Source organism: Pseudoalteromonas sp. Scap06, from assembly GCF_013394165.1.
In the GTDB taxonomy this organism is placed as follows: domain Bacteria; phylum Pseudomonadota; class Gammaproteobacteria; order Enterobacterales; family Alteromonadaceae; genus Pseudoalteromonas.
In genome coordinates, this window is record NZ_CP041330.1 from 196,139 (window position 1) to 221,404 (window position 25,266).

Sequence of the window (25,266 nt, forward strand, 5' to 3'; positions counted from 1 at the left end):
CTCATCAATTAAGGATGATTTAGCTTGGCTTAAATAGCTATTAAAAACAATCTCGTAGTCTATTTTTATACTAACTGATTGTGCCTGCTATGCTGTCTTTTAATGCGAGCATTAATAAATGCGCACTTTCTCCAGACATTTTAAAAGGATTAAAATCAATGGAGCCTGAAAACTTGAGATTCAGTGATTCGGTTAGCTTAGATTGCGGTACATAGCCCATTGACCATTTTTCAAACTCTCTTTCAGGAATTTGGGTATAGTTGAGCATAATTACATTATGGTGACGTTTATCGTTTAATATTTGTTGGTAGGTATTATTTACAGCGGTTCTAGAGCCTTCCAGACATTGTAAAAAGTAATCATTGCTAAAACATAACATGCCGGTGACGTTTGTTTTTACATTATAGGTTCTAGCACTTTGTAAAATATTTTCTATATCTTCAGGCCCAAAATCACTACTTATTTTGCTGGCGTAAATAAGTCGTACAAGAAACATAAAACCTCCACACTGTTTAGTTAATTAAACATAGTTCAGCAGAGAGGTTATTACTAAGTTTGTAAATGACTGATTAAAGTTTAATACTCTCACCTTCATTTAAAATATGCAGGGGGATTTTCGAATCCATTTTTTTGTGCATATACAATAAACGCAGTAAGGCTGAATGGCTAGTGTGGTCGCCCATTTTCCATGATGAGTTACCGTATCCCCAAGGTATCATTATTTTACAGTTAAGTTCTTGTGCTGCTGTTAGAGCGTCTTCTGGGGTTGTATGAACGTAACGATACCATTTAGGGTTGTCTTCGCTGTAGTAAGAAGCTATAGGCATTAAGCACACATCAATATCGCCATATTTTTGCTGTATATCGCTGAAGTGTTTTGAATAGCCAGTGTCGCCTGCAAAAAATAAGGAGCTGCCATTTTGTTCAAGTAGCCAGCCATTCCATAAGTCTTTATCGTTGTCTTCGTAAATAAAGGGCACTAATACACGACTGCTAAAGTGATGAGCAGGCAAGGCATGGATAGCTAAATCGCCAATATTTGTTTTTGCATACCACGCCATTTCACTAATATTAAACCCGCCTGTGGGGAAGTTGTCGGCCATGCCTAGTGGTGTTAAGTAGCGAGGTTTATTACCGATCTCTTCTATATCTGCTTTATTAAAGTGATCGTAATGAATATGCGAGTACATCACAGCGTCTAAGTTTTTCAGTTCACTATCTGTGAGCCAATCGCCGGGCTGTCGGTAAAACCCAGAGGCTAGTCTAAATGCTAAATCTACAGGTGAGTCAAACTGCTCTTTTACAGGATCAATTAACACTTGCTGTCCGTTAGGCGTGCGGATCATAAACCCAGCATGTCCCAGCCAGCGTAAGCTAAAGCCTGTATTTAAATTCATAGGCTGTTGCTCACCAATAAATTGGCAGTTTTCGCTGTCTTTTTCGCATTGTAGTTTTGGGCTAGTTGGATAGCAGTTGCTTTCACAGGTAGTCGTGTAAGTTTTTTCCCCCGGGTAGAGGTTATGAAAGCGTCCTTCTCGCTCGCCATCTTTATGTAGCGGGGTAATGGTTTGCTCCCCTGCAATAACTTCAACATGATTAGCTGTTTGGCAGGCGCTGAGCATTGTGCATGCAAGTATTAGGGTGATAGCTTTAAACTTCATTTTACTGTTCTAATTATTATTATTTTGTAAAAGTATAACAACAACAGCGGATTAACGAAGAGCTTAAAGGTAACAAAAAGTAACAATAAAAAAGCCTACAATTTAGTAGGCTTATTAAACGGACTTATAGTAATTAGCCCACGGTATTCATTTGCTCAATAAATTTATTTGAGTCTTCAATCGACTTATTCATGTCATTCATGAGTAACTGAATATCACGCTTAAGGTTAGTAAACTCACCTTTTATAGCGGCTACCGCTTGTGCGTTTAAGTTATGTTTTAAGTAAAGCACGTTATCTTGTAAAGACGATAATACTGGCTCCATTTTGCTCTCAGCGCTGCGCATTGAGCGAAGTAATTGGCTAAATTGGCGCTGAGTTGCAGCTAGTTTTTTACTGCTTTGACGCTTAAGTGAGGCGCTTTTGTATTGCTCTAACTCATCGCTCCACTCATCAAACAACGCATCAGCAACATCTTCTACTTTATTTATGTTACTTGATACTTCATTTGCCGCCGCTAAGCTCGACTCGTAATCGTCATTAAGTTGATTGTAAGCGTCTTGCAACTCACCACCATCGAAATTAATTAAAGTAGTTAGACGCTCGAGTGCTGATTGAAATTCTTCTTGCGACTCTTGTTGTGAGTCTTTCGTTTCTTCAACGCGATCAATAAGGATGTCACGTTTATGGACACCTACTTTTTCCATTGCCGAATAATAAGCCGACTGACAACCTGAAAGCATCAGCATTAACGAGAGTATGGCTGTCCCTAATAATGTTTGTTTTTTCATCTGAATTCCTATTTACGAGTGTTAATGCTGTAAATTATGGCCTTGATTGTTATTATAATCAAAAGCTCACCAACAAAGTTAATTGTATGAATGATAAGCTCTCTCATTATAAACAGCAAGTTAAGGTGTTTCTAAAACAGCAACCAGGCTGGTGGATGCAATATTTCAATCGCTGTATAGACGATCAAATAACCATTAATGCAGGGTATTTAGCATACGTTACCTTGTTGTCGTTGGTTCCGTTGATAGCGGTGGGTGTGGCAATCTTCTCTGCTTTTCCGGGGTTTGAATCGACCCGTTTAGCCATTGAAAGTTTTTTATTTACTAACTTTGTGCCGACTTCTTCCGATGTTATTAAAGAGCATATTAGCTCGTTTGCTGGTAATGCTAATCAAATGACGGCGGTAGGTATTGGTTTTTTGGCAGCCATTGCCTTGCTACTTATTCGTAATGTAGATGCCACACTAAACCGTATTTGGCGAGTAAAGAAAAAACGCCCAATGATGATATCCTTTGCTGTGTATTGGATGGTACTGAGCTTGGGACCTGTACTACTGGGTGCGAGTATTGGTGTCACCTCTTATATTGTGTCACTAGTGTCGTTTGCTGATCAGGGGATCCCTGGGTTTAGTGGTTTTTTATTAAAACTACTCCCTTATGCTATTTCTATGGCAGGTTTTATCATGCTGTATACCTTAGTGCCGAATACACGAGTTTCATTTAGGGCCGCTATTCCTGGTGCACTGTTTGCTGCAATGTTATTTGAGTTAACCAAAAAAGGCTTTGCTTTATACATTAGCCATTTTCCATCATACGAAGTGATTTATGGTGCGGTAGCAACCATTCCTATTTTGTTTGTATGGGTATACTTGTCGTGGGTAGTCGTGCTACTAGGTGCTGAATTTACTGTGTGTATTAACATGCAACATTACAATAAAAAAGAGCAACAAGCAGAGGGTAGTGAATAAATGCAAGGACTAATTCAACGGGTAACACACGCTAACGTAGCAATAGAAAAACAGGTTGTTGGCGAAATAAAGCAAGGTATTGTATTACTGCTTGGTGTTGAAAAAGAAGATGATGAGCGTGTTGCTGATAAACTATTGCACAAAGTCAGTAATTATCGAATTTTTAGTGATGAAAACGATAAAATGAACCTCAGTCTTAAAGACATACAAGGCGAGCTATTAGTCATATCGCAATTTACACTTGCAGCTAATACCAAAAAAGGCATGCGTCCTAGTTTTTCATCGGCAGCCACACCAGATCAAGCGCAAGCATTATATAATTACTTTGTTGAGCAGGCTAAATTACTCGGTATAAAGGTCGCTACCGGTGTATTTGCAGCCGATATGCAGGTTAGTTTATCTAACGACGGTCCGGTTACCTTTAATTTAACCGCTTAAAGTGTTTTTTCTACAACCACAATGTGATTCACAAATCCGGTGATCTTTTTAATACTAACGGCTCCCCCAAACACGCGCTTAAGCACAAGTTGTAGCTGCGTAAGTTGGGAGCTATGTTGCGATAAAAAGTTAATAAATAAGATGCCCCGCTGAGCAAGCGCCTCATAAATTGTTTGATAAAAACATAAATCAAATAAGAATCTAGGGGCGTCTAGTTCACTAAATAAATCTAAAATAATCCAATCTATATTCACCGCTGACTTTAAAACTGTTTGTGCGTCTTCACAGTAAATTTGGCCCTGTTCATTAAGGGCAAAAAAATCTTGATAACAGTCAATTATATGAGGGTTTTTTTCTACTGAAGTCAGCTGTACTCGAGGGTACTGTTTTAACAGGTAGTTGCGTATAGCACCACCACCTAAACCGAGCTCAAGTATTTTTTTAGGCGCTGGTCGTTGCTGCCAAACCGTTGCTAAATAGGCAAGGTGAGGAAACAGTAATACTTGTGGGCTCCGGGTTAAAATAACTGATTGCAAGGTGTTGTTAATAAGTAGCCAGCGCAGTTGTTGATGCTCTCGAACTTGTATATTTATGCCATGTTGATTATGCCAATAAAGTAACTGGCCTAGCGATGAACTATGCTCAATAAAGTGCCTGCTGATCAGGCCACTGCTATCATGGATATATTTATTCATGGTATTGAGCATAAACCAGCAGGGGCAAAGCGCAATCGATTTTGTCATTAATTTTTTACAGTCATTTATAGGAAACCAAAGTCGTATTTGCAGTTTTACCCAGATCGAGTATGGTGTTTTTCACAAAATGCACAGCGTAATATTTTTACATTTTTAATTTATGGAGTCTGTATGTTTCAAGTGAGCACCCCTCAAAGTAGTGAAGACTGGCAAGCCTATTATCAATTACGCTGGCAAGTTTTACGTGCACCATGGGGCGAACCTCGTGGTTCTGAGCAAGACGATTTAGAGCAAGAAGCTGAACACCGCTTTATTAAAAATAAAGCAGGTGAAGTACTGGGTGTGGCGCGTTTGCACTTTAATAATCAGCAACAAGCTCAAGTGCGTTATATGGCGGTTGCAGAGGGTAACCGGAATCAACATATTGGCAGCCGCTTATTGCATGAACTCGAAAAAATAGCGTGGAATCAAGATGCTGATGAATTAGTGCTGTTTGCACGTGAACGTGCCCTGGAATTTTATCAGCGCCATGGCTACGAAAACAAAGAAAAGGCGCATTTAGCCTATGGTGATGTTCAACATTATAAAATGGTTAAGCTTAAGCCGAGTGAGCCAGGTTGGTTTCGTCACCCTAATTGGACTCAAGTACTGCAAAATACATGGCGTGAATCAATCCCTATTAGTGATGCAATGGGGATAAAAGTAGAAAGCTACACCGATTGGCAATTTACTACTCGTGCAGATTTAAATGCTAACTTAAACTTACACAACACCATGTTTGCAGGCTCTATTTATAGCCTAGCTACACTAACGGGTTGGGGAGCAACGTACTTAGCATTAAAAGAAGCCGGACTTGAGGGTAATATAGTGTTAGCCGATGCTAATATTAAATACTTAAAACCACTTAATACCGACCCTAAAGGCTGTGTTGATATTCAAACCTGTAAAGGTAACTTAATAGAGTTACAAGAGGCGGGTAAGGCGAGCTATTTAGTGCCAGTAACCATTTTTGATGGTGATCAAATAGTTGCTCAGTTTGAAGGGCAGTTTGTGGTTAAAAAGTAATAAGAATAAACGAAAAAGCCAAGCGAGTTGCTTGGCTTTTTTATTAGCGGTTATTACAGTAAGTCAGTCAGTAATATACCGACACCAAAGCGTTCAATATCGGCGTTATAGTCTATTAAACTCTCACCATAGCCATTAAAGTACTGCGCATAGCCGCGTACTCTTCCCCATAGAGGGAATGACCAATCAAGCTGAATTGCCCCGCGGTTATCTGAATTTAAATTATTACGAGTCATAAAACTAAATTCATGATCGTGAAAGCGATACGCGCCACCAAATTCAAAGTAACCCATGTATTTATAGATATCAGGGTTATCGTCACCTCGTGCATCTAACGGCGCAGGCTTTTCATTTTCAGGAATGCGGTACCAAGGCTTAAAGCTGAATACAAAGCCGTCATTTTCCCAAATGAAATCGGCATATATACGGTTCCAAGAACGCGAGTTTGGTTGACTGCGGCCATTTGATTGGTGCGAAATACCAATGGCTATTGCCATTTCATCGCCCCATAAAACGTTTTCAGGGTCTAAGTAATTAATCCAGAAAATTTCTGGTTCGTAATTAGTTTCACGAAAAGGAGATGAAATATCGTCGTTATATACTTGCCAGTATGACTGCAGTGTAAAGCCAAAAAATATAGCTTGGTCTGAGTCGGCAAACTCATCATACAAAGGTACTTTAATTGATAACTGATATTTAGCTTCTAGGTTATCGAGAGGGTCGCCATCTTTTTTATCGGTTAATTCTGCAAATCCATCAAACGGGCGAGTGTTTGGGTTAGACATATATGAAACCGGTAAAATATAATTACGTTTATGCGGCGTAATTACATTACGATTCTTTTTGCCAACCGCTTCACGGGCTTGGCGTTTATCGATAGCTGTTAGCTGCTTGCTTTCTTCAACTGCAGAGCATTTTTCGCGCAATTGATCGAGGGTTTGCTTACCGTCCCCACCGATCACTTCATTTAATATACATTGTTTAACCAGCTCAAGTTCATTGTTTTGCTCGTTTTTTGCTGTTTCTTCAGCAATAACAGCAGTACTTAGTAATGTTGAGAGAAGTATCCAGTGGCGCCAACTCATTGTAATTCCTTTGTAAGTGAGAGAAGTAACAGATTTGTGGTAATTATAACGCATTTTTAACACATATACGGTGAACTTGCCCTGAACTTTAATAAAGCAAAAAGAAAAGCGACCTAAGTCGCTTTTACTGGATAACTAGCTAATAGCTTGCTAGTTAGACTCTCACGCAATGAGAAGGGGTGAGCTAAAGCTCAAAAACGTTTGTAAAAAACTTATAAAGCTCAGTGCCTTGGTTCACACTAGCTGAGGCAAAATGCAATATCGCAATCGCATCAAGATCAAAGCTTAATGTTTGCAGTGGTTGTTCGCTTAGGTAGCGTTCCATTCGCAGTATTTTAGCTATAGGTTCGCCCGCTTTAATGTGCCCACCAAGAGGGGCTAAGTATTCAACCATGCCACCCATAGGTGCATAGTAAGCAATATAATCATTTAGTTGGCAGCCATACCTTGTCATCACCTTTGGCTTGTAGGAGGCATCAACAAATACTTTCTTATGATTTAAATAACTTAAAATACTATTGGCATCGTCTAGTGCAGCGCTTAAATCTATTTTTTCTTGGCTTCCTAGCTCTACCGTAAAGGCTTCAACTTGTACGTTAAAATTTCGGCCTTGCTGAGCAAGTTGCTCGCTAAGTTGCCACCATGGACAAAAGCTCGCTTCATCCATTGCCCCATCAAAGTCATTAGGGATCACTAGCACATGGGGAATATTAAAGTAACGGGCACTTTCTGTGGCATATTCAGGACAATATAAGTGCTGACTAGAAATAGGGCCAGTGTGTAAATCTAAAACAATATCAGCCTGATGCGCTAGTCTTTGTAAGTTTAGCGCTATGCGTTTACCGGTTGTTAAACGATAGTCTGGGCCATTAAGTTGCTGCTCAACATCATTAATTAACGCGGTTTTAAATGCTGTTTTTAGAGCTGTATCGTCAGCGTCGCAGTATTGCTTTGCAAACTGTGATGCAAGCTGATTATTACAGTGATACATACGATTCCAATTAGTCCCCGTAATAGGATCGAATCGGCCAAGCGTAAATTCGCCCGATTTTTGATTACAGCCAATGGGGTTAGCGTAGGGAACTAAGGTAATGTCACCTTTTAAATTAAGGTTTTTTAGCTGTTCAAGTAGCTGATAAATAACCGCGTTACCTTGTACTTCGGCGCCATGCATATTAGCTTGTATATACACACTTGGGCCTGTGCCATCGCCCTTTAAACGATAGACAGAAATAGTCAGTGGTAGGCCATTTGCCACTTCACCAACTACAATATTTTCCTGGCTTATAGCTGTGGTGTTATTCATTTTTATTACCTCAAGTAGTGGCTTGCATCTTCTGCTTGGCGAATACAGTTGATTTCGCCATGGTGTATAACATATTCACCGGCCAGTTCATGGCACAAAAAGTACGGCATACTTTCGGTAAAACCATAAGCACCGCATTGACTAAACACCAGCCAGTCGTGTTCATCTAAATCGCCCGGTAATTGGTGCTCCCCTAAGCAATCCAGCGCGGTACATAATGGCCCATATAGGCTCATTGCTTGGTTTGCTGCGTTTGAATCACGTAATAAACGCGCAGGAAAGTCTTGATTAGTAACCGCAGGGCGCAATAAGTGATTAATACCGCCGCTCATAATTACCTGCTGTTGGCCGTAGTTTAATTTGCGCTCAACCACCGGTGTGGCGTAGTGGCCGCATTCGCCTACAGCATAGCGACCTAGTTCCATCCACAGCTCTTTAACACCCGCATCGCGTTTAATCTTTGCAAGGGCTGCTATTAATGCATCCCAGCTTAAAGTCGGGTCATTAAGGGTGTAAGGAATACCTAAACCGCCACCTAAATCTAAAATATTCAGATTTATATTTAAGTTATTAGCAAGGACTGTAAGTGGTGTAATCATTTGCGACCACAGATCTGCAAGTTTGTCGCTGCTGAGCATGTTACCCCACTGAAAAATATGTAGGCCATCAAAGCTCAATGCTGTGTAGTCTTTAGTATTTAGCGATTGCCATTCATCGCACCCTAAGCCAAATGGAGTAAGGCTATCACCACCAAGTGGGTTTTTATCACCCTCGGGCCAGCGTAATTGAACACGCAGTAATACTTGCAACTGGCACTGCTGGGCATTGGCTTGTTCGTTTAACCAACGCACCTGATTAAGACTTTCTGCCACAAAGGTGCGTACGCCACGTGCAATAAAATGTTTAATTTGTTTTGGGCTTTTAGCAGGGCCCGTGTTGAGCACGCGCTCGCTGTTAATTCCTTGGGCAAGTACTTGCTCAAGTTCGCCTTTACTTGCAACATCAAAGTTAAAACCAGCGTTATCTAAACTTTGTATCACTTTAGATAGGGGATTGGCTTTAACCGCATACCAAAGCTTTACTTCGGTTTGCGCCACTAAGTGCGCAAGGTGCGCATCTAGTGAGTCGAGGTCGTAGACAAAAAATGGAGTATCGAGTTTACTCGAAAGCTCATCAATAGCGCTTTTAACGGGCGTGCTCAAAAAGGTCATTAACGTAAAACCTCTTCAAGCAATAATGACGCGTCACTTTGCTCGTCCCGGTATTTAACAATTAAGGCACACGACATACTCAAGCCTTGAGCACGCGCCCAGTCGTTTGACGCAGGGCGAGAGCCTGGGATCACAATCGCGTATTCAGGGATTGCTTCGCCTTTATCAAGCTGACGCTCATTAACGCAGTCATAAACAGGGATGGTTGCAGATAAGCGAACACCTGGGGCTAGTACCGCGCCTTTTTTAACTACCACGCCTTCAACAATCACACAGCCTGCACCAATGAATGCATCGTCTTCTATGACCACAGGGCTTGCGCCAATGGGCTCAAGTACCCCGCCTAATTGTACCGCGGCGCTCAAATGAACATTTTTACCCACTTGCGCACATGAGCCAACCAATGCGTGGCTATCTACCATAGTGCCCTCGTCAATAAAGGCGCCAATATTTACGTACGCAGGTGGCATAATAATAGTGCCTTTGGCAATATGTGCACCACGGCGCACACTTGAACCACCTGGCACCATGCGAACGCCTGCTGTGGCTTCAAAGCATTGCGGCGCTAGATTATGTTTATCTACAAAGCCACCAGGAAACTCCATGTTAGTGCCGTTTTTAAATGCCTCTAAAATGCCTTGCTTTACTTCTACGTTAGCGTGCCATTGGCCGTTTTCGTCTTGTGTTGCTGCGCGAACTGCGCCCGTTTCTAAATTATTTAATAGTTCTAACCAGCTCATTATAAAAACCTGTATTTAATGCCAAGATAAAATGGTGTTGTTTGCCGATGAAATGTCATCTGTGTGTGTCAGCTCAAGGTGTGTTAAAGGTGGACGTAAATGCGGACTGCTAATACGCCCTTGTAAATGCATTAACACTTTGACTGGGATAGGGTTTGCTACTGAAAATAAACTATTGATAGCGCTAGACCATTGGACAAAAAGATTAGGATGTTGGCCGCTTAAACTGCGCTTTACAAACTCATGGGTTTGCACTGGCCATGCATTGGCTGCAACCGACACTAAACCTTTTGCACCTGCTTGGGCAAAATAAGGCATGAGGGCATCGTCACCACTAAAAATGGCTAGTTCAGGCGCTGCTTGTCGATAGGCTTCAAATTGAGAAATACAGCCACTGGCTTCTTTGAGTGCCCATAAATTTTTATGTTGTTTGAGGTTTTCAATGGTTGCAATGGGAATGCTAACCGCACTACGTCCTGGTACGTTATAAAGCATACAAGGATGAGAACTGGCATTGAGCAGGCTTTCAAACCAATGGGTTTGCCCCACTGCACCGGGTTTGGCGTACAAAGGCGAGCCAAGTAAAAAACCATGAATAGGCAGTTGGTTGCAGTAGTTAACCCATTCAAGCTGCTGCTTTAAGTTACTACCACCGACTGCGACCATAAGCGGGACGCTCGGCTCTAATTGGCAGACATGCTCTACGATGGCTTGCTGCTCTTTTAGGGTCAGGGCTAACCCTTCGCCAGTGCTACCAAGTAATAAAATGCCGTTGTTAGCGGCTTCTTGTTCGGCCACCAAGGTGTCTAAGGTTGCGTAATCAACTAGGCCATTTTGATCAAATGGGGTGATCAGCGCAGTCCATAAATGGAAATTGTTAATATTGAAGTTGTTGATCATCTCTCACGAACTTATAGGGCATTCGTCGAGTTATTGGCGGGTATTTAGGGTGCCTGACTCTTTGAATGTATTTATAATTCGAAGAGCGAATGGGCTTAAATAATAGGGCGCACGGCCTTATTATACTAAGACCAGAAGCTCTCCACCAAATATGTTATTGGTGACAGTCGCTAGGATTCAACCTAGTCGCCCGAAGTAACCTTTCACAAAAAAGTGTTACCTCTCGGCGTTAATTCCCCTCACGTATGCTCAATGGAGTTTGCGCTCCTAACATACGCTACCTGAATAACGCACCTCTTCCAGCCCTTTGCACTTGCTATTGAAAAATCAATCAACAAATACAATGTAATAGGGTAAGTGTGGCGATTAAACCACTTTAGCCGTCTAGGTGTCAAGTGACTAAATACAGAATAGTTCATCGATAATAGCAACGGTTACGTATTGGCTGCTTTTCTCGTAAACTAGTTTCATGGTCGAAGTAAGGTATTAAGCAGATGGAAAAATTTAGCGATATTTATAAGCGTGCAGTGGAGCGAAAGGGCTCTGAAAAAATGCTTAAATTGTTACTCTCAAAACCTTTATCAACAAAGCAACTCGTCACATTAAGTGATGATGATTGGCTAGAAGAATTTACTCGGAAAGTTTTTCAAAGTGGTTTTTATTGGTCGGTGATCAACAGTAAGTGGGCCGGATTTAGAGAGGTTTTCTGGGATTTCAGTGTTGAAAAATTATTGATGATGCCACCAGACATTTTAGAACAAAAAGCCAGTGACGAACGGATTGTGCGCAATTATAAAAAAGTAAAAACCATTACTGATAATGCGTATATGATCCACGAAGTTGCAGAGCAACACGGCAGCTTTAGTGAGTTTATTGCTAACTGGCCAAGTGAAGATATTATTGGCTTGTGGGCGTATTTAAAAAAGCATGGTGCGAGGCTGGGTGGTAATACCGGCCCTTATGCGCTGCGCGCCTTAGGAAAAGATACTTTTTTACTTTCAAGAGACGTAGAAAGCTATTTGCGTGCACATAAAATTATAGATGGTGGATTGCAAACTAAAAAGTCACTAAGTGCGGCGCAGGCATTCTTTAATGAACTGCAGCAGCAAAGCGGCTTAAGCATGCAAGAGCTAAGCTTAATTGTCGCTTATGGTGTCGGCGACAATCGCGTAGGTATCAGCCAAAAACAATAGGATTAAACATGAAATTAGTGCCAAGGTATACCGACATTGGTGAGGGGTTTGCAATTAGCGATCATCCAGCCAAGGTGACAGCGCCACAGTTATTGTTATGGAATGAGCCCTTAGCCGAACAATTTAATATACAAGTGAATGCCGATTCTCGGGCAAATATATTCAGTGGAAATGAACCTCAAGCAGTTTCTGCAGTTGCATTAGGGTATTCGGGTCATCAGTTTGGTCATTTTTCTCCACGCTTAGGAGACGGCCGAGCGCATTTACTTGGCGCGATTAGTGATGATAAAAACCAGCTTTGGGATGTGCAATTAAAAGGCGCTGGCGCTACGCCATTCTCGCGTGGTGGAGATGGGCGCTGTGCATTAGGTCCCGCCATTCGCGAGTACGTAATGAGCGAAGCAATGCATGCGCTTGGCATTCCAACAACGCGTTGTTTAGCCGTGGTTGGTAGTGGTGAAACTGTTTATCGTAACCCACCTCAACCTGGCGCTATTGTAACGCGACTCGCGAGTAGCCATATTCGAGTAGGCTCATTTCAATATTTAGCTACCCAAGGCGATTTGACCAGTCTAAAAAACTTAGCCGATTTAGCCATTCAAAGACATTACCCTGAAATTAACAGCACTGGCGCCCAGCGATACTTGGATTTTTTAGCCGCAGTGATAACCAATCAAGTTAACTTAATCGTAAGTTGGATGAGGGTGGGGTTTATTCATGGGGTAATGAATACCGACAACACCTTAATTAGTGGTGAAACCATAGATTACGGTCCATGTGCCATGATGAACCAGTTTGATTTTGATACCGTGTTTAGCTCTATTGATAAGCAAGGGCGTTACGCATTTGGTAATCAGCCAAACATGGCGAGTTGGAACTGTGCTCGCTTAGCAGAGAGTCTAATGGCACTAATAAGTGACGACGATGAGCAAGCCGTAGCAAGGCTGACACCTATCATTGCAGACTTTTCGACCCAATTTAATCAGCAATTTAGCGCTATGTGGGCACAAAAGTTAGGGCTAACAATAGCTGATGCTAAAGATAATGAGCTGGTGGGAGAGTTGCTAGGGTTATTAAAAGAATACCAGCTTGATTATACCAATACTTTTAATGCGTTAACTGAGTCGTTAAATGGGCAAGCTGAAATACCATCAGTACTCGCCTCTTGGGCGCAGAAATGGCAAACACGAACTAATGAGCACAGCTATCAAGTGATGCGACAAGCCAATCCGGGTGTGATTCCTCGTAATCATATTATTGAAGAGATTATTTCTCAGTACACTACGCATGGGGATAGTGAGCTACTCAGTCGTTTTAGCAAAGTGATGTCGAGCCCTTACACAAGCAATATGCAAGCTACAGAGTTTCAAACGCCGCCCGAAGATGATAAGAATTATCGTACTTTTTGTGGTACTTAAGTGTTGCTTTTTGCATTTGAAAATGAATATAAAAGGTCATTTTTTACCACGGCGATGTTCATTCATAGAGCAAACTATGAGCGGGTGATACCATGATACCTATAAAGGCCAGTGATCGTATGGGGTTTAAAGCGATTGTTTGCTTTTTGAACTAGTCTTTGTTCAGTAACATTTTTTATGGGCTAGTTTTATTATCCTAGATATTGGAAAAATATATTTGCGTTAAGTATTGATTAACAAAGGCTCAGTTACTGTATAGGTAAGTTAGAAGGGCTAGCAATGCTTAGCTACATTTTTAGTTGTTAAAATGGGAAGAAAACAATGAAATTGAAATCACTTACAATTGCCATTGCGTTAGCTGCAACTAGCGCATCAACTTTTGCTGCCGAACAAGAAGGTTTTTACATCGGTGCGTTCGGTGACTACTACGATGCTTCGTGGAAAAACATGCGTGATCAAGCTGGCCTTGACGTTAATGAGTCAACAGGTTGGGGTGCTGAATTAGGTTACCGCTTTAATGATTACTGGAGCGCGCGTTTAGAATACGCAGACCTAGACTTCAATGCACATGATAAAGTACTTAACAACCGCAACGATATTGACGGCGAACGTTACGGTATTGATGCGCTTTACCACTTTGGCGGCGGTCCTTTTTACGGTTTATTCGGTTTGAAAGATATTGATGTTGTTGATGACAACACGTTTGTAAATGCAGGTGTAGGTTACCGACACTTTGTTACAGACAACTTCTTTGTAAATGCTGAAACCAGTGTTTACCAAGGTTTAGATAAAGGCTACACAGATGTTGGCGCAAAGTTAGGTATTAACTACTTCTTTGGCCAGAAATCAGCACCAGTAGCACCAGTTGAACCTGCTCCTGAGCCTGTAGTTGAAGCTGCAGTAGTTGCTCCTCTAGATAGTGACAACGACGGCGTGATTGATGCTAATGACAAATGCGCCAACACACCAGTAACAGATGCAGTTGATAGTGACGGGTGCACTTTATACGAAGAGTCTAAAGTAACTACTAAGCTATTAGTCACTTTCCCACATGACTCAGCCATTGTTAAACAAAGATATTTTGATGATATAGCTGCGGTATCAAAATTCATGAAAGAGTATACAGATACAACTGTACTACTTGAGGGTCATGCTTCAGCAGTGGGTGATGCTGGCTACAATAAAAAGCTTTCTCAAAAGCGTGCCGACGATGTTGCCGATGAGTTAGTAAAAGATGGTATTTCAAGAGAGCGTATCAGTACAATAGGTTATGGTGAGGAGCGTCTTGTAAATAAAGCGAATACGGCAGAAGCACACGCAGAAAATCGCCGTGTTGAAGCGCATATATCAACCGTTGAGCGCGTAAAAGTTAAACGTAAATAGTACTACTACTTTACAAATAACCCAGCTTAGGCTGGGTTTTTTTATGGCTGTTAATAAGTATTCATGAAAGTTGATTTTATGAAATCCACTATTCATATTATTAATAATCGGTATAACTAGCTGCCTAAGTGGATGGATTTTAATCTATGCATAAAAGCTTTATAATCGAGCGTTAGAATACTATAAGTATTGGGTTATGGTTTGTTTTATAAACACTTCCGAATACTTTCACGTCACCAAGAGGGCAATACTGTGCTACAAGAATATCGTAAACACGTAGAAGAACGTGCCGCGTTAGGTATCGTACCAGCGCCATTAGATGCTCAGCAAACGGCTGATCTTATTGAGCTAATTAAAACCCCACCTGCAGGTGAAGAAGAGTTCGTACTAGAACTACTAATCAATCGTGTACCGCCGGGTGTTGATGATGCAGCCTATATTAAAGCTGGTTTTTTAGCGGCTGTTGCTAAAGGTGAAGCCGTTTCTCCACTTATCTCTAAAGAAAAAGCAGCTGAATTGCTAGGTACTATGCTTGGTGGCTACAATATCGCGCCAATGGTTGACCTACTTGATGACGAAGCGTTAGCGCCAATCGTAGTTAAGGGCCTTTCAAACACATTATTAATGTTTGATGCGTTTTACGATGTAGAAGAAAAAGCAAAAGCAGGTAATACATACGCCAAACAAATCATTGAGTCTTGGGCTGCCGCAGAATGGTTTACTAATAAGCCAGCTGTTGCTGAAAAGATCTCGGTTACTGTATTTAAAGTCACTGGTGAGACAAACACTGATGACTTATCGCCAGCCCCAGATGCATGGTCACGTCCTGATATTCCACTTCACGCACTAGCGATGCTTAAAACAGAACGTGATGGCATTAACCCTGATAAAAACGGTGAAGTAGGTCCAGTTACCCAGCTCGAAGAATTAAAAACTAAAGGCTTACCACTTGCTTACGTAGGTGATGTTGTTGGTACGGGATCTTCACGTAAATCAGCAACTAACTCTGTGCTTTGGTTTATGGGTGTTGATATCCCATTTGTACCAAATAAGCGCGTAGGTGGTGTCTGTTTAGGTAATAAGATTGCGCCTATTTTCTTTAATACAATGGAAGACTCGGGTGCATTACCAATCGAATTAAATGTTGATGAATTCAACATGGGTGACCAAATCGACATTTACCCTTATGAAGGGGTTGTTAAACGTCACGGTACTGATGACGTGATCTCTACGTTCACACTTAAATCAGACGTCATTCTTGATGAGGTTCGTGCTGGTGGTCGTATTCCACTGATCATTGGTCGCGGTCTTACAGACAAAGCACGTACATCACTGGGTTTAGGTGCAACTGACGTATTTAAAGTACCAGCAGTTACTGAAGTGTCAGATAAAGGCTTTACGCTTGCGCAAAAAATGGTGGGTAAAGCATGTAATGTTGCCGGTATTCGCCCAGGCCAATACTGTGAACCAAAAATGACTACGGTTGGCTCGCAAGATACCACCGGTCCTATGACACGTGATGAGCTTAAAGACTTAGCCTGTTTAGGCTTCTCTGCAGATTTAACCATGCAGTCTTTCTGTCATACATCGGCTTACCCTAAACCAATTGACGTAAATACGCATCATACACTTCCTGATTTCATCATGAACCGTGGCGGTGTATCGCTTCGTCCTGGTGATGGTGTAATTCACTCATGGTTGAACCGTATGTTATTACCAGACACCGTAGGTACCGGTGGTGATTCACATACGCGTTTCCCATTAGGTATTTCATTCCCAGCGGGTTCAGGTGCGGTCGCATTTGCAGCAGCAACAGGTGTTATGCCACTTGATATGCCTGAATCGATTTTGGTTCGTTTTAAAGGTGAAATGCAGCCTGGTATCACGTTGCGTGACCTCGTTCATGCCATCCCTTACTACGGTATTAAAGAAGGGCTATTAACGGTTGAGAAGAAAGGTAAAATCAACGAGTTCTCTGGTCGTATACTAGAAATTGAAGGAGTTGAGCACTTAACTGTTGAGCAAGCATTTGAACTATCAGATGCATCAGCAGAGCGCTCAGCAGCAGGTTGTACTGTTAAGCTTTCTAAAGAGTCGATCAGCGAATACCTTGAGTCTAACATTGTTATGCTTAAGTGGATGATTTCTGAGGGTTACGGCGATGTTCGTACGATTGAGCGCCGCATTACAGCAATGCAAGAATGGCTAGCTAACCCAGAACTAATGGAAGCGGACAAAGATGCAGAGTACAAGCATGTGCTTGAAATCGACTTAGCTGACATTAAAGAGCCAGTACTGTGTGCGCCAAATGACCCTGATGATGCGCGTTTACTATCTGACGTAACAGGCGAGAAAATTGATGAGGTATTCATCGGTTCTTGTATGACTAACATTGGTCACTTCCGCGCCGCGGGTAAATTACTCGATGGTTTTACAGGTCGTATCCCAACACAGCTTTGGGTTGCACCACCAACGAAGATGGACAAAGACCAGCTTACGGACGAAGGTTACTACGGTATCTTTGGTCGTGTTGGAGCACGTATTGAAACGCCTGGGTGTTCACTGTGTATGGGTAACCAAGCACGTGTTGCAGATAAAGCAACTGTTGTGTCTACCTCAACACGTAATTTCCCTAACCGTTTAGGTACAGGCGCAAATGTGTTCTTAGCTTCAGCAGAGCTGGCAGCAGTAGCGGCAATTTTAGGTAAATTACCTACTCCGGCTGAGTACCAAGAATATGCAGCGAAAATCAATGCAACGGCAGCAGATACCTACCGTTACTTGAACTTCCACCGTATGCCTCAGTACACTAAAAAAGCAGACAACGTAATTATTCAGCAAGCTGTATAATTAATAGAGTTTGAATGAAAAGCCCGCTTCGGCGGGTTTTTTATCGTTTAAATTTAATTTGGATTATTCATGCTTTAATAATCTTATATTGAATTAAATTTAATTATTATTTGCTTTTGAGTTGGATAATAAAGCAAAAAATCCTCGCTATATGCATTAAAATCCCTGCCAATATTATCATTATTATAAGCAGGATTTTATGACCGCATTAAACAACCAGAATTTACTGCAACTTCGTTTTATTAACCAAGCCAACATTGATTTGGTTAAGCCTTCTTTTGATAACTTACCTGCAAACCCATATGCAGATGGTGCGTTTCGCAAACGCCGTTATTCAGTAGTTAAACTACAAAATGATGAGCTCAACCTTCAAGCGACTAAAGCGTTTGTGCAAGACGATTCAATTAATACCTTTCAAGGTAATGTTGAACGTACTTACGAAAATTTAGAGCAAAGCTTGCTTGAGTCTGAGGGTATGAAAAATATTGTTAGCGAATTTTGTGCGATTACCGGTATTGATGCAGATCGTGATATTGAAATTCACCAATTTAGAATGCTTGCGATTGATAGCGACACGCCAGCAGCCCCTGAAGGTGTGCATCAAGACGGGTTTGACCATGTATGCGTATGTGGTGTTTCTCATGAAAATTTAGAAGGCGGTGAGCTATTGGTTTATGAAAACCAACAAGCAGAACCGTGTTTTAAAATGGAAATAAAAGACGGCATGTTTGCACTAATTAATGATCGTCAGGTATGGCATAACGCCACGCCAATGAACAAAATTGATGCCAATAAACCAGGTTACCTGGATTGTTTTGTACTAACTGCTTAAGAGAAATAAAATGAATTTAATGCAATTGCGCGCGCAATTTCCCGCTTTAATGCAAACGGTTGATGGCAAGTCACCGGTGTTTTTAGATGGACCAGGTGGCTCACAAGTACCACAACCGGTACTCAGTGCCATGACTGCTTATTTAGGGCATTATAATTCAAACTTGGGCGGTGCGTTTTTCTCAAGTGACAAAACGGTTGAACTGATGGCTAATGCGCGTCAAGCGGCGGCTGATTTGTTAAATGCCCCTAGTGCACAAAATATTGTATTTGGCCCTAATATGACCAGCCTTACGTTTAGCTTCAGCCGCGCGATTTCACGCAGTTGGCAAGCAGGCGATGAAATTATTGTGACCAATGCAGATCATTTTTCAAATGTATCGTCTTGGCAGCAAGCCGCTGAAGATAAAGGTGCAGTGGTTAACACAGCGCTAATTAACGAAGCTGATTGCAGTTTAGATATGGCGCATTTTGAAAGCTTATTAAACGCTAACACTAAATTAGTTGCGGTTACGTATGCATCAAATACCACAGGCTCTATTAACGATATTAAACGCATTATAGAGCTTGCTCACAATGTCGGTGCATTGGTGTATGTTGATGCTGTGCATTATGCCCCTCATGAACTAATCGATGTGCAAGCATTAGATTGCGATTTTTTAGCGTGTTCTGCATATAAGTTTTTTGGCCCGCACTTAGGTATGGTATACGGTAAAGCTTCGCATTTAGAAGGGTTTACACCTTATAAAGTAGAGCCAGCAAAAGATGTTGCTCCAGGTCGCTGGGAAACTGGCACACAAAGTTTTGAAGCACTAGCGGGCTTTATTGCGGGTGTTGATTACATTGCGGCAATTAGCGAACTTGATGACAGTCACTCACGCCGTGAAAAACTACGTGTTGCGTTTGAAAAAACGAAACAACACGAGATGGCGCTTAGTGAATACTTTTTAACACGTCTGGTTAATTACCCGCGTATTAAATTGTTTGGTATTGATGACTTAGCACGTTTAAGTGAGCGAACTCCTACGTTTGCACTGACCTTTGAAGGGTTAGAGCCTCGCCAAGTGTCTGAATTTTTGGGTAAACAACATGTATGTGTATGGGATGGTAATTTCTACGCCCAAGGTTTATGCAAACAACTGGGTGTGCTTGATAAGGGTGGCGTAGTGCGCATTGGTTGCATGCACTACAACACCCTAGAAGAAATGGACACGCTATTTAATTTGTTTGATGAGCTGCTAGGCTAAACCCTTATTTGTTAAGCGTTTTTTAAAGCCATAAGTAAAAATTACTTATGGCTTTTTTATTGGCTGATTACTTAGCTTTGCGGCGTTCCATATATTTGCTCTGCTCGATTGAACAAAACCCATGAGGTTAAAATATACTTATCATTTGATACTGGCTTATTGCCTCTATGTGTATGCGTGAAATATCCTGGAGCAACCACCATACTGCCTTTTTTAGGGGCTATTTTACGATTTTGATAATAAAACTCGGTTTCTCCGCCTTCTTCAACATCATTTAAATAAAACATAAATAACAATACCCGATGCAGGGCTTCATTATGTTGTAACTGCGGATACACCTCACTATGCCAATACGGGTAGCCCCCTTTATTGACCTCATATTTTTGTGCTTGAATATTACCGAGCCTAAAAATTTGCTGCACCAATAAAGGAAGTTGTGGTTTACCTACTTCGTCATAATTGGCATGAGTCAAATCTACCGGCTGACCTGTTTTTGGGTGATACACTTTTAAGCCAAATGCCCCAATCATCATAAAAATATGTTCTTCAATGTATTTAAAAACAAACTGTGCAGTGGTTTGTTGAATATGTTTTAATTGTTCTGCGTACTCAGGATGATTGTTTAAGTGCAGGTCGTGGCTATCTTTTTTATTAAGATCAACGCCACCCGATGTCATCCCTTGTTTAATATGCGGGCTTTGAGAAAAGGTAGTGATAAAGTTATCACAAAAGTCACTGCTGAGCGCGTTGTCATACACGCGGATAAAGTCCGTCATGAGTTACCTGTTTAATTATTATGGATTATTATGTTTACTGAAAAAGTGATGCCGCGCTTTAGCGAAACGGATGCACTCGGACACATCAACAATACCGTACTCCCAGTTTGGTTTGAAGCAGCCCGAGTACCTATTTTTAAATTTTTTACCCCTGATCTTAATCCTCACAATTGGAAGTTAATTATTGCTAAGGTTGAAGTGTCGTTTGTCGGCGAGCTATTTTATGCTCATGAGGTGACAATTAACACCAGCATAGAGCAGATTGGTAATAGCTCATTTGTGATCCGCCAAGAAGCCTGGCAGCAAGATAAGTGCTGTGCAATTGGTAAAACTGTCATGGTGCGATACGACTTTGCCAGCAAAACAAAGCAAACGCTTTCGGCTGATGAAAAAGCCGCATTAACACAGCACCTTGTTGCCACGAGTTAATCGCAGTTTAGTTGTGGCAAGCAGGATGTTTAGTTAAATATTGCGCCAGAGCAATGACTTGTTTTTCAGTAAAGCGTAGTCCGAGCTTAGTTCTGCGCCACAATATATCTGCGCTGCTTTTTGCCCATTCATGGTTTACTAAGTAATCAACTTCTTTTGCATATAAGCCATGGCCAAAGTGATAACCTAAATCGCCGATTGCTTGACTTTTACCCAATAATTGATAGCTAAGCGTACCATAGCTGCGAGCCATACGTTTTAAGGTGTCGATTGGCAGCCAAGAATAGCTGCTTTCTAACTGTGCGATAAGGTATGCTTGGTTACTAAAGTCGCCACCTGGTAAAGGGGTGTCTTTCGTCCACGAGCGACTCAATTTTGGGTAAAGGGGCGCTAATTTATTAACGGCATTTTCTGCAAGCTTTCTATAGGTGGTAATTTTGCCACCAAATACGCTTAATAATGGGGCGTGATCAGCTTCATTATTTAATATCAGTTTGTAATCGCGGGTGACCGCTTGGGCATCCGTTGATTTGTCATCTAACAGCGGGCGCACGCCACTAAACGTGTGCACAATATCCGCTTTGCTTATTGGCTTTTTAAAGTAATGATTAGTAATACTGATCAGGTATTCGATTTCTTGCTCACTAATTTTTACATCAGCAATATCGCCGGAATAATCTTCATCAGTGGTGCCAATTAGTGAGTAATCTTGCTCATAAGGAATAACAAATACAATACGGTTATCCTCGTTTTGTAAAATATAGGCAACCGGCTGGCTATGAACTCGAGGCACCACAATGTGACTGCCTTTTACAAGGCGAACAGTATGTGGTGTGGGCTGGGTAAATACATCTTCAAATAATGACGCGACCCAAGGGCCTGCAGCATTTACAACACTTTTAGCCTTAATATTTAGGTGTTGCTTGCTAGCTTGCTGCTCTAAAATTACATTCCAATAGTTTGCGTTACGGGTGGCTTTAATACAGCGCGTGCGTGTTGCAATTGTGGCGCCCAAATTATGCGCTGCTTGTGCGTTTAAAATCACTAAGCGCGCGTCATCAACCCAGCAGTCTGCGTATTCAAAGCCTTGGGTGACGCTGCTGTTAAGTACGCTATCGCTGTTAAACTCAATCGCCTTTGAAGGGGGTAAAGTATTACGCCAGGCTAGATGGTCATAAATAAATAACCCCATGCGAATCATCCATGGCGAACGCAAATGTGCTTGGTGCGGCAGTCGAAAAGACAGTGGCCACATAATATGCGGTGCTTTTTTTAACAGTACTTCACGCTCACGCAAGGCCTCTCTTACCAATCTAAATTGATAATTCTCTAAATAGCGAAGCCCGCCATGAATAAGTTTGCTGCTATTAGAAGAGGTAGCAGAGGCTAAATCGTTCTGCTCACATAAGAGTACTTTTAAGCCACGACCACTAGCATCGGCTGCAATGCCAGCGCCGTTAATACCACCGCCAATAATGAGTAAGTCATATTCGTTGTCGTGTGCGCTCATAGATTTCCCTGTGTTTAGTCACTCTCGTCGTCAGTACTATTAGAAAGTCTAACTTGTGCAATGCAATGTAGCCACTTTGCGTATAAATCGTTGCGCTCTTCACTGCTCATGGTTGGTTCAAAGCGACGATCGCTTTTCCACATGTTGGCAAGCTGCGCAGTTGATTCATACACCCCAGTTTGCAGCCCTGCTAAGTAGGCAACCCCCAATGAAGTGGTTTCGGTTAAGGTTGGGCGTTCAACGCTTGCGCCTAAAATGTTAGCTAAAAATGCCATGGCCCAATTATTGTTTGCCATGCCGCCATCAACCCTTAAAATACTAGGACGAAGCCCGTCACCCTCCATGGCTTTTTGTAAATCTTTGGTTTGATAACCCACCGACTGTAAGGCAGCTGCCACAATAGTACTAATGCCTGAATCTCGGGTTAGGCCTAAAATAGCGCCTCTTGCATTTGCATCCCAATAGGGCGCTCCTAAGCCAGTAAACGAGGGCACTAAAAACACCCCATGATCTAAGGGAACACCTTTGACAAGGGCTTCACTTTCACCTGCGTTTTCTAATAACTTTAGGCCTTCTACTATCCACTGCATGGTGGCACCGGCCATAAAAATGCTGCCTTCAATCGCATAGGTGGGTTTGCCGTTGAGCCGATATGCAAGAGTGGTTAATAAACGATTATTTGATTTTAGTGCTTTATCGCCAGTGTTAAGCATTAAAAAGCAGCCCGTGCCGTAGGTGCTTTTTGCCATACCTTCTTCAAAACAGGCTTGACCAATTAAAGCCGCTTGCTGATCGCCTGCAATACCACAAATAGGAATTTCACTACCGAACAACTCGCCGCTTGTTATCCCAAAATCAGCCGCTGAGTCCATTACCTCAGGCAACATAGCCAGTGGGATATCAAATAAAGCCAGTAATTCTTCATCCCAGCATTGCTGATGAATATTAAACAGTAAAGTTCGTGAGGCATTAGTGGCATCGGTTTTGTGCACTTTACCGTCGGTTAATTGCCACAATAAGTAGGTATCTACCGTGCCAAATGCTAGTTCACCTGCATGTGCTTGCTCTTTAGCGCCAGTGACGTTATCTAAAATCCAACGAACTTTGGTTGCAGAAAAATAAGGGTCGAGTACTAAACCGGTTTTATCATTCACCATTTTTGTATGCCCAGCATGACGTAAACTATCGCAATATTCACTAGTGCGTCGGTCTTGCCATACAATCGCGTTATAAATAGGTTGCCCAGTTTTTTTATTCCACACTAAAGTGGTTTCTCGCTGATTAGCAATGCCGATGGCAATTATGTCGGCGGCGGTTACTTGTTGCTGCGCTAAGAGGTTTTTGACGCTGGTTAATACAGTTTGCCAAATATCTACAGGGTTGTGTTCAACCCAACCATTTTTTACAAAATGCTGAGGGAAGGTTTGTTGAGCACTCCCTATCATCTGTGCATCTTTGCTATATAAAATAGCCCGAGAGCTTGTCGTTCCTTGATCAATCGAGAGTAAGTATTTAGCCATAAAAAATAACGTTGTTTAATTTAGATAAAGATAGCTTGTCTTTAAGCTAAACGAATAGCAATGCTTTTGCACCATAATGGTTAAAATTATAGATTAGCAGAGGGTAGGAGAGGGAAATGATAATTAAATTATGGCGCCTATTATTTAATAGACGCCAAGCAATAGTGATTAATTAGTACTCGTTAATTGTTGATGTAACCAATCTTTTAATACCATTCTGTCGTGCTTTAGCTGCTGCATAGCTTCGTCATCGATAGGTGAATCTTGTAGTTCAAGTACCCGAATTTCTTTATCGATTTCATTGTATTGTTTTGCTTTAGTAGCAAAGTTTTCATCATTTGCATTGAGTTTTGCAATTGTTTGCGTGTAATCAGGAAAGTCTTTAGTTAATGAATGGTCTTCGCCTAACATAGGTTACTCCTTGCTTATACGTATTTAATGCGTTGTTGGATAATGCAGGTCACTTTACTGATAGACAGTTTGTAACTACTGAATTACTCATATAATAGAGCTTGGGCTGATTTAAAATAAATCAACCATTGCTGATTGTAAGCGAGCTATTTGTATTAGCTGAGCTGCAAAACACTGACACCTGCAAAGCCTTCAGTTAGAATATGCATGCAATAACCATCCGCCTAATTACTTTGAGTACTTTAATACATGCTTTTAATGATCGATAACTACGACTCGTTTACCTACAATTTGGTACAGTATTTTCAACGATTAGATCAAGAAGTGGTGGTAAAACGTAACGACCAAATAACGCTGAGCGAAATTAAACAGTTAAACCCCGATCATATTGTGATTTCTCCAGGCCCTAAAAGCCCAAGTGAAGCGGGAGTATCGTTATCTGTTGTAGAGCAATTTAAAGGAACTTATCCTATATTAGGTATTTGTTTGGGGCACCAAACTATTGCTCAGGTGCTAGGTGGAAAGGTGGTGCGCGCTAAACAGGTTATGCATGGAAAAACATCGCCAATTTATCACCAGCATCAAGGTATGTTTAAAGGTTTACCCAACCCGCTGACAGTGTGCCGCTACCATTCTTTAATTGTTGAAGCGCACTCATTGCCTAAAGAACTAGAAGTAACAGCATGGACACAAAGCAACACTGGGCTGCGTGATGAAATTATGGGATTGTTGCATAATGAGCTCGCACTTGAAGGCGTGCAGTTTCACCCTGAAGCAATTTTGACCGAGCAAGGCTTAGCCTTACTTGATAACTTTTTAACGCGCTTCTAGGCTTATAC

At 41.6% G+C, this 25,266-nt stretch carries 24 protein-coding genes and 1 riboswitch; of the genes, 11 read left to right on the forward strand and 13 right to left on the reverse strand.

The genetic code is table 11. The annotated features are described in order from the left end of the window. Positions 1-70: 70 nt before the first annotated feature. The 3 genes from FLM47_RS00950 to FLM47_RS00960 form a co-directional block, all read right to left on the reverse strand. Positions 71-496: a BLUF domain-containing protein gene (locus FLM47_RS00950; protein ID WP_138606719.1), complete on the reverse strand. Its 426-nt coding sequence runs from the start codon at positions 494-496 to the stop codon at positions 71-73. Between the two features lie 73 nt (positions 497-569). After that, a complete protein-coding gene (locus tag FLM47_RS00955) occupies positions 570-1,661 on the reverse strand; it encodes an MBL fold metallo-hydrolase (protein WP_178954606.1) in 1,092 nt (363 codons plus the stop codon). A 133-nt stretch (positions 1,662-1,794) separates the two neighbouring features. Beyond that, the gene (locus tag FLM47_RS00960; RefSeq protein ID WP_138606715.1) at positions 1,795-2,451 is read right to left on the reverse strand and encodes a DUF2959 domain-containing protein; all 657 of its coding nucleotides are present in this window, start codon (positions 2,449-2,451) and stop codon (positions 1,795-1,797) included. A gap of 86 nt (positions 2,452-2,537) precedes the next feature. On the opposite strand from FLM47_RS00960, the gene FLM47_RS00965 reads away from it, so the two are divergent. Continuing rightward, positions 2,538-3,419, forward strand: a complete 882-nt coding sequence (locus FLM47_RS00965; RefSeq protein ID WP_138606713.1) for a virulence factor BrkB family protein — start codon at positions 2,538-2,540, stop codon at positions 3,417-3,419. Then, positions 3,420-3,857 carry a D-aminoacyl-tRNA deacylase gene (gene dtd, locus FLM47_RS00970; protein WP_178954608.1) on the forward strand — a complete coding sequence of 146 codons (438 nt, stop codon included), beginning with the start codon at positions 3,420-3,422 and terminating at the stop codon, positions 3,855-3,857. On the opposite strand, the gene FLM47_RS00975 is transcribed toward dtd, so the two are convergent. Continuing rightward, complete coding sequence (locus FLM47_RS00975) at positions 3,854-4,600, reverse strand: spermidine synthase (RefSeq protein ID WP_178954610.1); 747 nt, start codon at positions 4,598-4,600, stop codon at positions 3,854-3,856. The genes dtd and FLM47_RS00975 overlap by 4 nt on opposite strands. 123 nt (positions 4,601-4,723) lie before the next feature. On the opposite strand from FLM47_RS00975, the gene FLM47_RS00980 reads away from it, so the two are divergent. Beyond that, positions 4,724-5,617: a bifunctional GNAT family N-acetyltransferase/hotdog fold thioesterase gene (locus FLM47_RS00980; protein ID WP_138606709.1), complete on the forward strand. Its 894-nt coding sequence runs from the start codon at positions 4,724-4,726 to the stop codon at positions 5,615-5,617. Between the two features lie 53 nt (positions 5,618-5,670). Here FLM47_RS00980 and FLM47_RS00985 read toward each other — a convergent pair whose 3' ends face one another. The 5 genes from FLM47_RS00985 to dapA all read right to left on the reverse strand — a co-directional run bounded on the left by FLM47_RS00985 (position 5,671) and on the right by dapA (position 10,859). Next, on the reverse strand, positions 5,671-6,702 hold the full coding sequence (locus tag FLM47_RS00985; protein WP_055012465.1) for a phospholipase A: 1,032 nt from the start codon (positions 6,700-6,702) through the stop codon (positions 5,671-5,673). Positions 6,703-6,886: 184 nt separating this feature from the next. Continuing rightward, positions 6,887-8,008 (reverse strand): succinylglutamate desuccinylase/aspartoacylase family protein, encoded by a 1,122-nt coding sequence (locus FLM47_RS00990; protein WP_178954612.1) that lies wholly within the window; start codon positions 8,006-8,008, stop codon positions 6,887-6,889. Positions 8,009-8,013: 5 nt separating this feature from the next. After that, on the reverse strand, positions 8,014-9,219 hold the full coding sequence (locus tag FLM47_RS00995) for a PLP-dependent decarboxylase (RefSeq protein WP_178954614.1): 1,206 nt from the start codon (positions 9,217-9,219) through the stop codon (positions 8,014-8,016). Further along, a complete protein-coding gene (locus FLM47_RS01000; RefSeq protein ID WP_178954616.1) occupies positions 9,219-9,959 on the reverse strand; it encodes a 2,3,4,5-tetrahydropyridine-2,6-dicarboxylate N-succinyltransferase in 741 nt (246 codons plus the stop codon). Before FLM47_RS01000 ends, FLM47_RS00995 begins: the two co-directional genes overlap by 1 nt. A gap of 15 nt (positions 9,960-9,974) precedes the next feature. Beyond that, positions 9,975-10,859 carry a 4-hydroxy-tetrahydrodipicolinate synthase gene (dapA, locus tag FLM47_RS01005; protein WP_178954618.1) on the reverse strand — a complete coding sequence of 295 codons (885 nt, stop codon included), beginning with the start codon at positions 10,857-10,859 and terminating at the stop codon, positions 9,975-9,977. A 127-nt stretch (positions 10,860-10,986) separates the two neighbouring features. Continuing rightward, positions 10,987-11,166: riboswitch (Lysine riboswitch) on the reverse strand. A 187-nt stretch (positions 11,167-11,353) separates the two neighbouring features. Between dapA and FLM47_RS01010 the strand changes: the two genes are divergently transcribed. From FLM47_RS01010 to FLM47_RS01035, 6 genes are all read left to right on the forward strand, one after another. Beyond that, complete coding sequence (locus tag FLM47_RS01010; protein WP_178954620.1) at positions 11,354-12,052, forward strand: DNA-3-methyladenine glycosylase I; 699 nt, start codon at positions 11,354-11,356, stop codon at positions 12,050-12,052. Between the two features lie 8 nt (positions 12,053-12,060). After that, a complete protein-coding gene (locus FLM47_RS01015) occupies positions 12,061-13,470 on the forward strand; it encodes a YdiU family protein (RefSeq protein ID WP_178954621.1) in 1,410 nt (469 codons plus the stop codon). A 321-nt stretch (positions 13,471-13,791) separates the two neighbouring features. Next, positions 13,792-14,853 carry an OmpA family protein gene (locus tag FLM47_RS01020; RefSeq protein WP_138606695.1) on the forward strand — a complete coding sequence of 354 codons (1,062 nt, stop codon included), beginning with the start codon at positions 13,792-13,794 and terminating at the stop codon, positions 14,851-14,853. Between the two features lie 252 nt (positions 14,854-15,105). Then, positions 15,106-17,703 (forward strand): bifunctional aconitate hydratase 2/2-methylisocitrate dehydratase, encoded by a 2,598-nt coding sequence (gene acnB, locus FLM47_RS01025; RefSeq protein ID WP_178954623.1) that lies wholly within the window; start codon positions 15,106-15,108, stop codon positions 17,701-17,703. A gap of 199 nt (positions 17,704-17,902) precedes the next feature. Further along, the gene (locus tag FLM47_RS01030) at positions 17,903-18,535 is read left to right on the forward strand and encodes a 2OG-Fe dioxygenase family protein (RefSeq protein ID WP_178954625.1); all 633 of its coding nucleotides are present in this window, start codon (positions 17,903-17,905) and stop codon (positions 18,533-18,535) included. Between the two features lie 10 nt (positions 18,536-18,545). Beyond that, positions 18,546-19,781 carry a cysteine desulfurase-like protein gene (locus FLM47_RS01035; RefSeq protein ID WP_178954627.1) on the forward strand — a complete coding sequence of 412 codons (1,236 nt, stop codon included), beginning with the start codon at positions 18,546-18,548 and terminating at the stop codon, positions 19,779-19,781. A gap of 71 nt (positions 19,782-19,852) precedes the next feature. Here FLM47_RS01035 and FLM47_RS01040 read toward each other — a convergent pair whose 3' ends face one another. Then, positions 19,853-20,557 carry a 2OG-Fe(II) oxygenase gene (locus FLM47_RS01040; RefSeq protein WP_055012470.1) on the reverse strand — a complete coding sequence of 235 codons (705 nt, stop codon included), beginning with the start codon at positions 20,555-20,557 and terminating at the stop codon, positions 19,853-19,855. A 30-nt stretch (positions 20,558-20,587) separates the two neighbouring features. Between FLM47_RS01040 and FLM47_RS01045 the strand changes: the two genes are divergently transcribed. Then, positions 20,588-20,986 carry a thioesterase family protein gene (locus FLM47_RS01045; protein WP_055012471.1) on the forward strand — a complete coding sequence of 133 codons (399 nt, stop codon included), beginning with the start codon at positions 20,588-20,590 and terminating at the stop codon, positions 20,984-20,986. A 7-nt stretch (positions 20,987-20,993) separates the two neighbouring features. On the opposite strand, the gene glpD is transcribed toward FLM47_RS01045, so the two are convergent. The 3 genes from glpD to FLM47_RS01060 form a co-directional block, all read right to left on the reverse strand. Then, positions 20,994-22,496, reverse strand: a complete 1,503-nt coding sequence (gene glpD / locus FLM47_RS01050; RefSeq protein ID WP_178954629.1) for a glycerol-3-phosphate dehydrogenase — start codon at positions 22,494-22,496, stop codon at positions 20,994-20,996. Positions 22,497-22,510: 14 nt separating this feature from the next. Continuing rightward, positions 22,511-24,016, reverse strand: coding sequence for a glycerol kinase GlpK (gene glpK, locus FLM47_RS01055; RefSeq protein WP_178954631.1), 1,506 nt, complete (start codon positions 24,014-24,016; stop codon positions 22,511-22,513). Between the two features lie 168 nt (positions 24,017-24,184). Then, the gene (locus FLM47_RS01060; RefSeq protein ID WP_054202764.1) at positions 24,185-24,427 is read right to left on the reverse strand and encodes a YdcH family protein; all 243 of its coding nucleotides are present in this window, start codon (positions 24,425-24,427) and stop codon (positions 24,185-24,187) included. 249 nt (positions 24,428-24,676) lie between these two features. On the opposite strand from FLM47_RS01060, the gene FLM47_RS01065 reads away from it, so the two are divergent. Continuing rightward, entirely contained in the window at positions 24,677-25,258 is a 582-nt protein-coding gene (locus FLM47_RS01065; RefSeq protein WP_010392074.1) for an aminodeoxychorismate/anthranilate synthase component II, read from the forward strand. Positions 25,259-25,266: the final 8 nt, after the last annotated feature.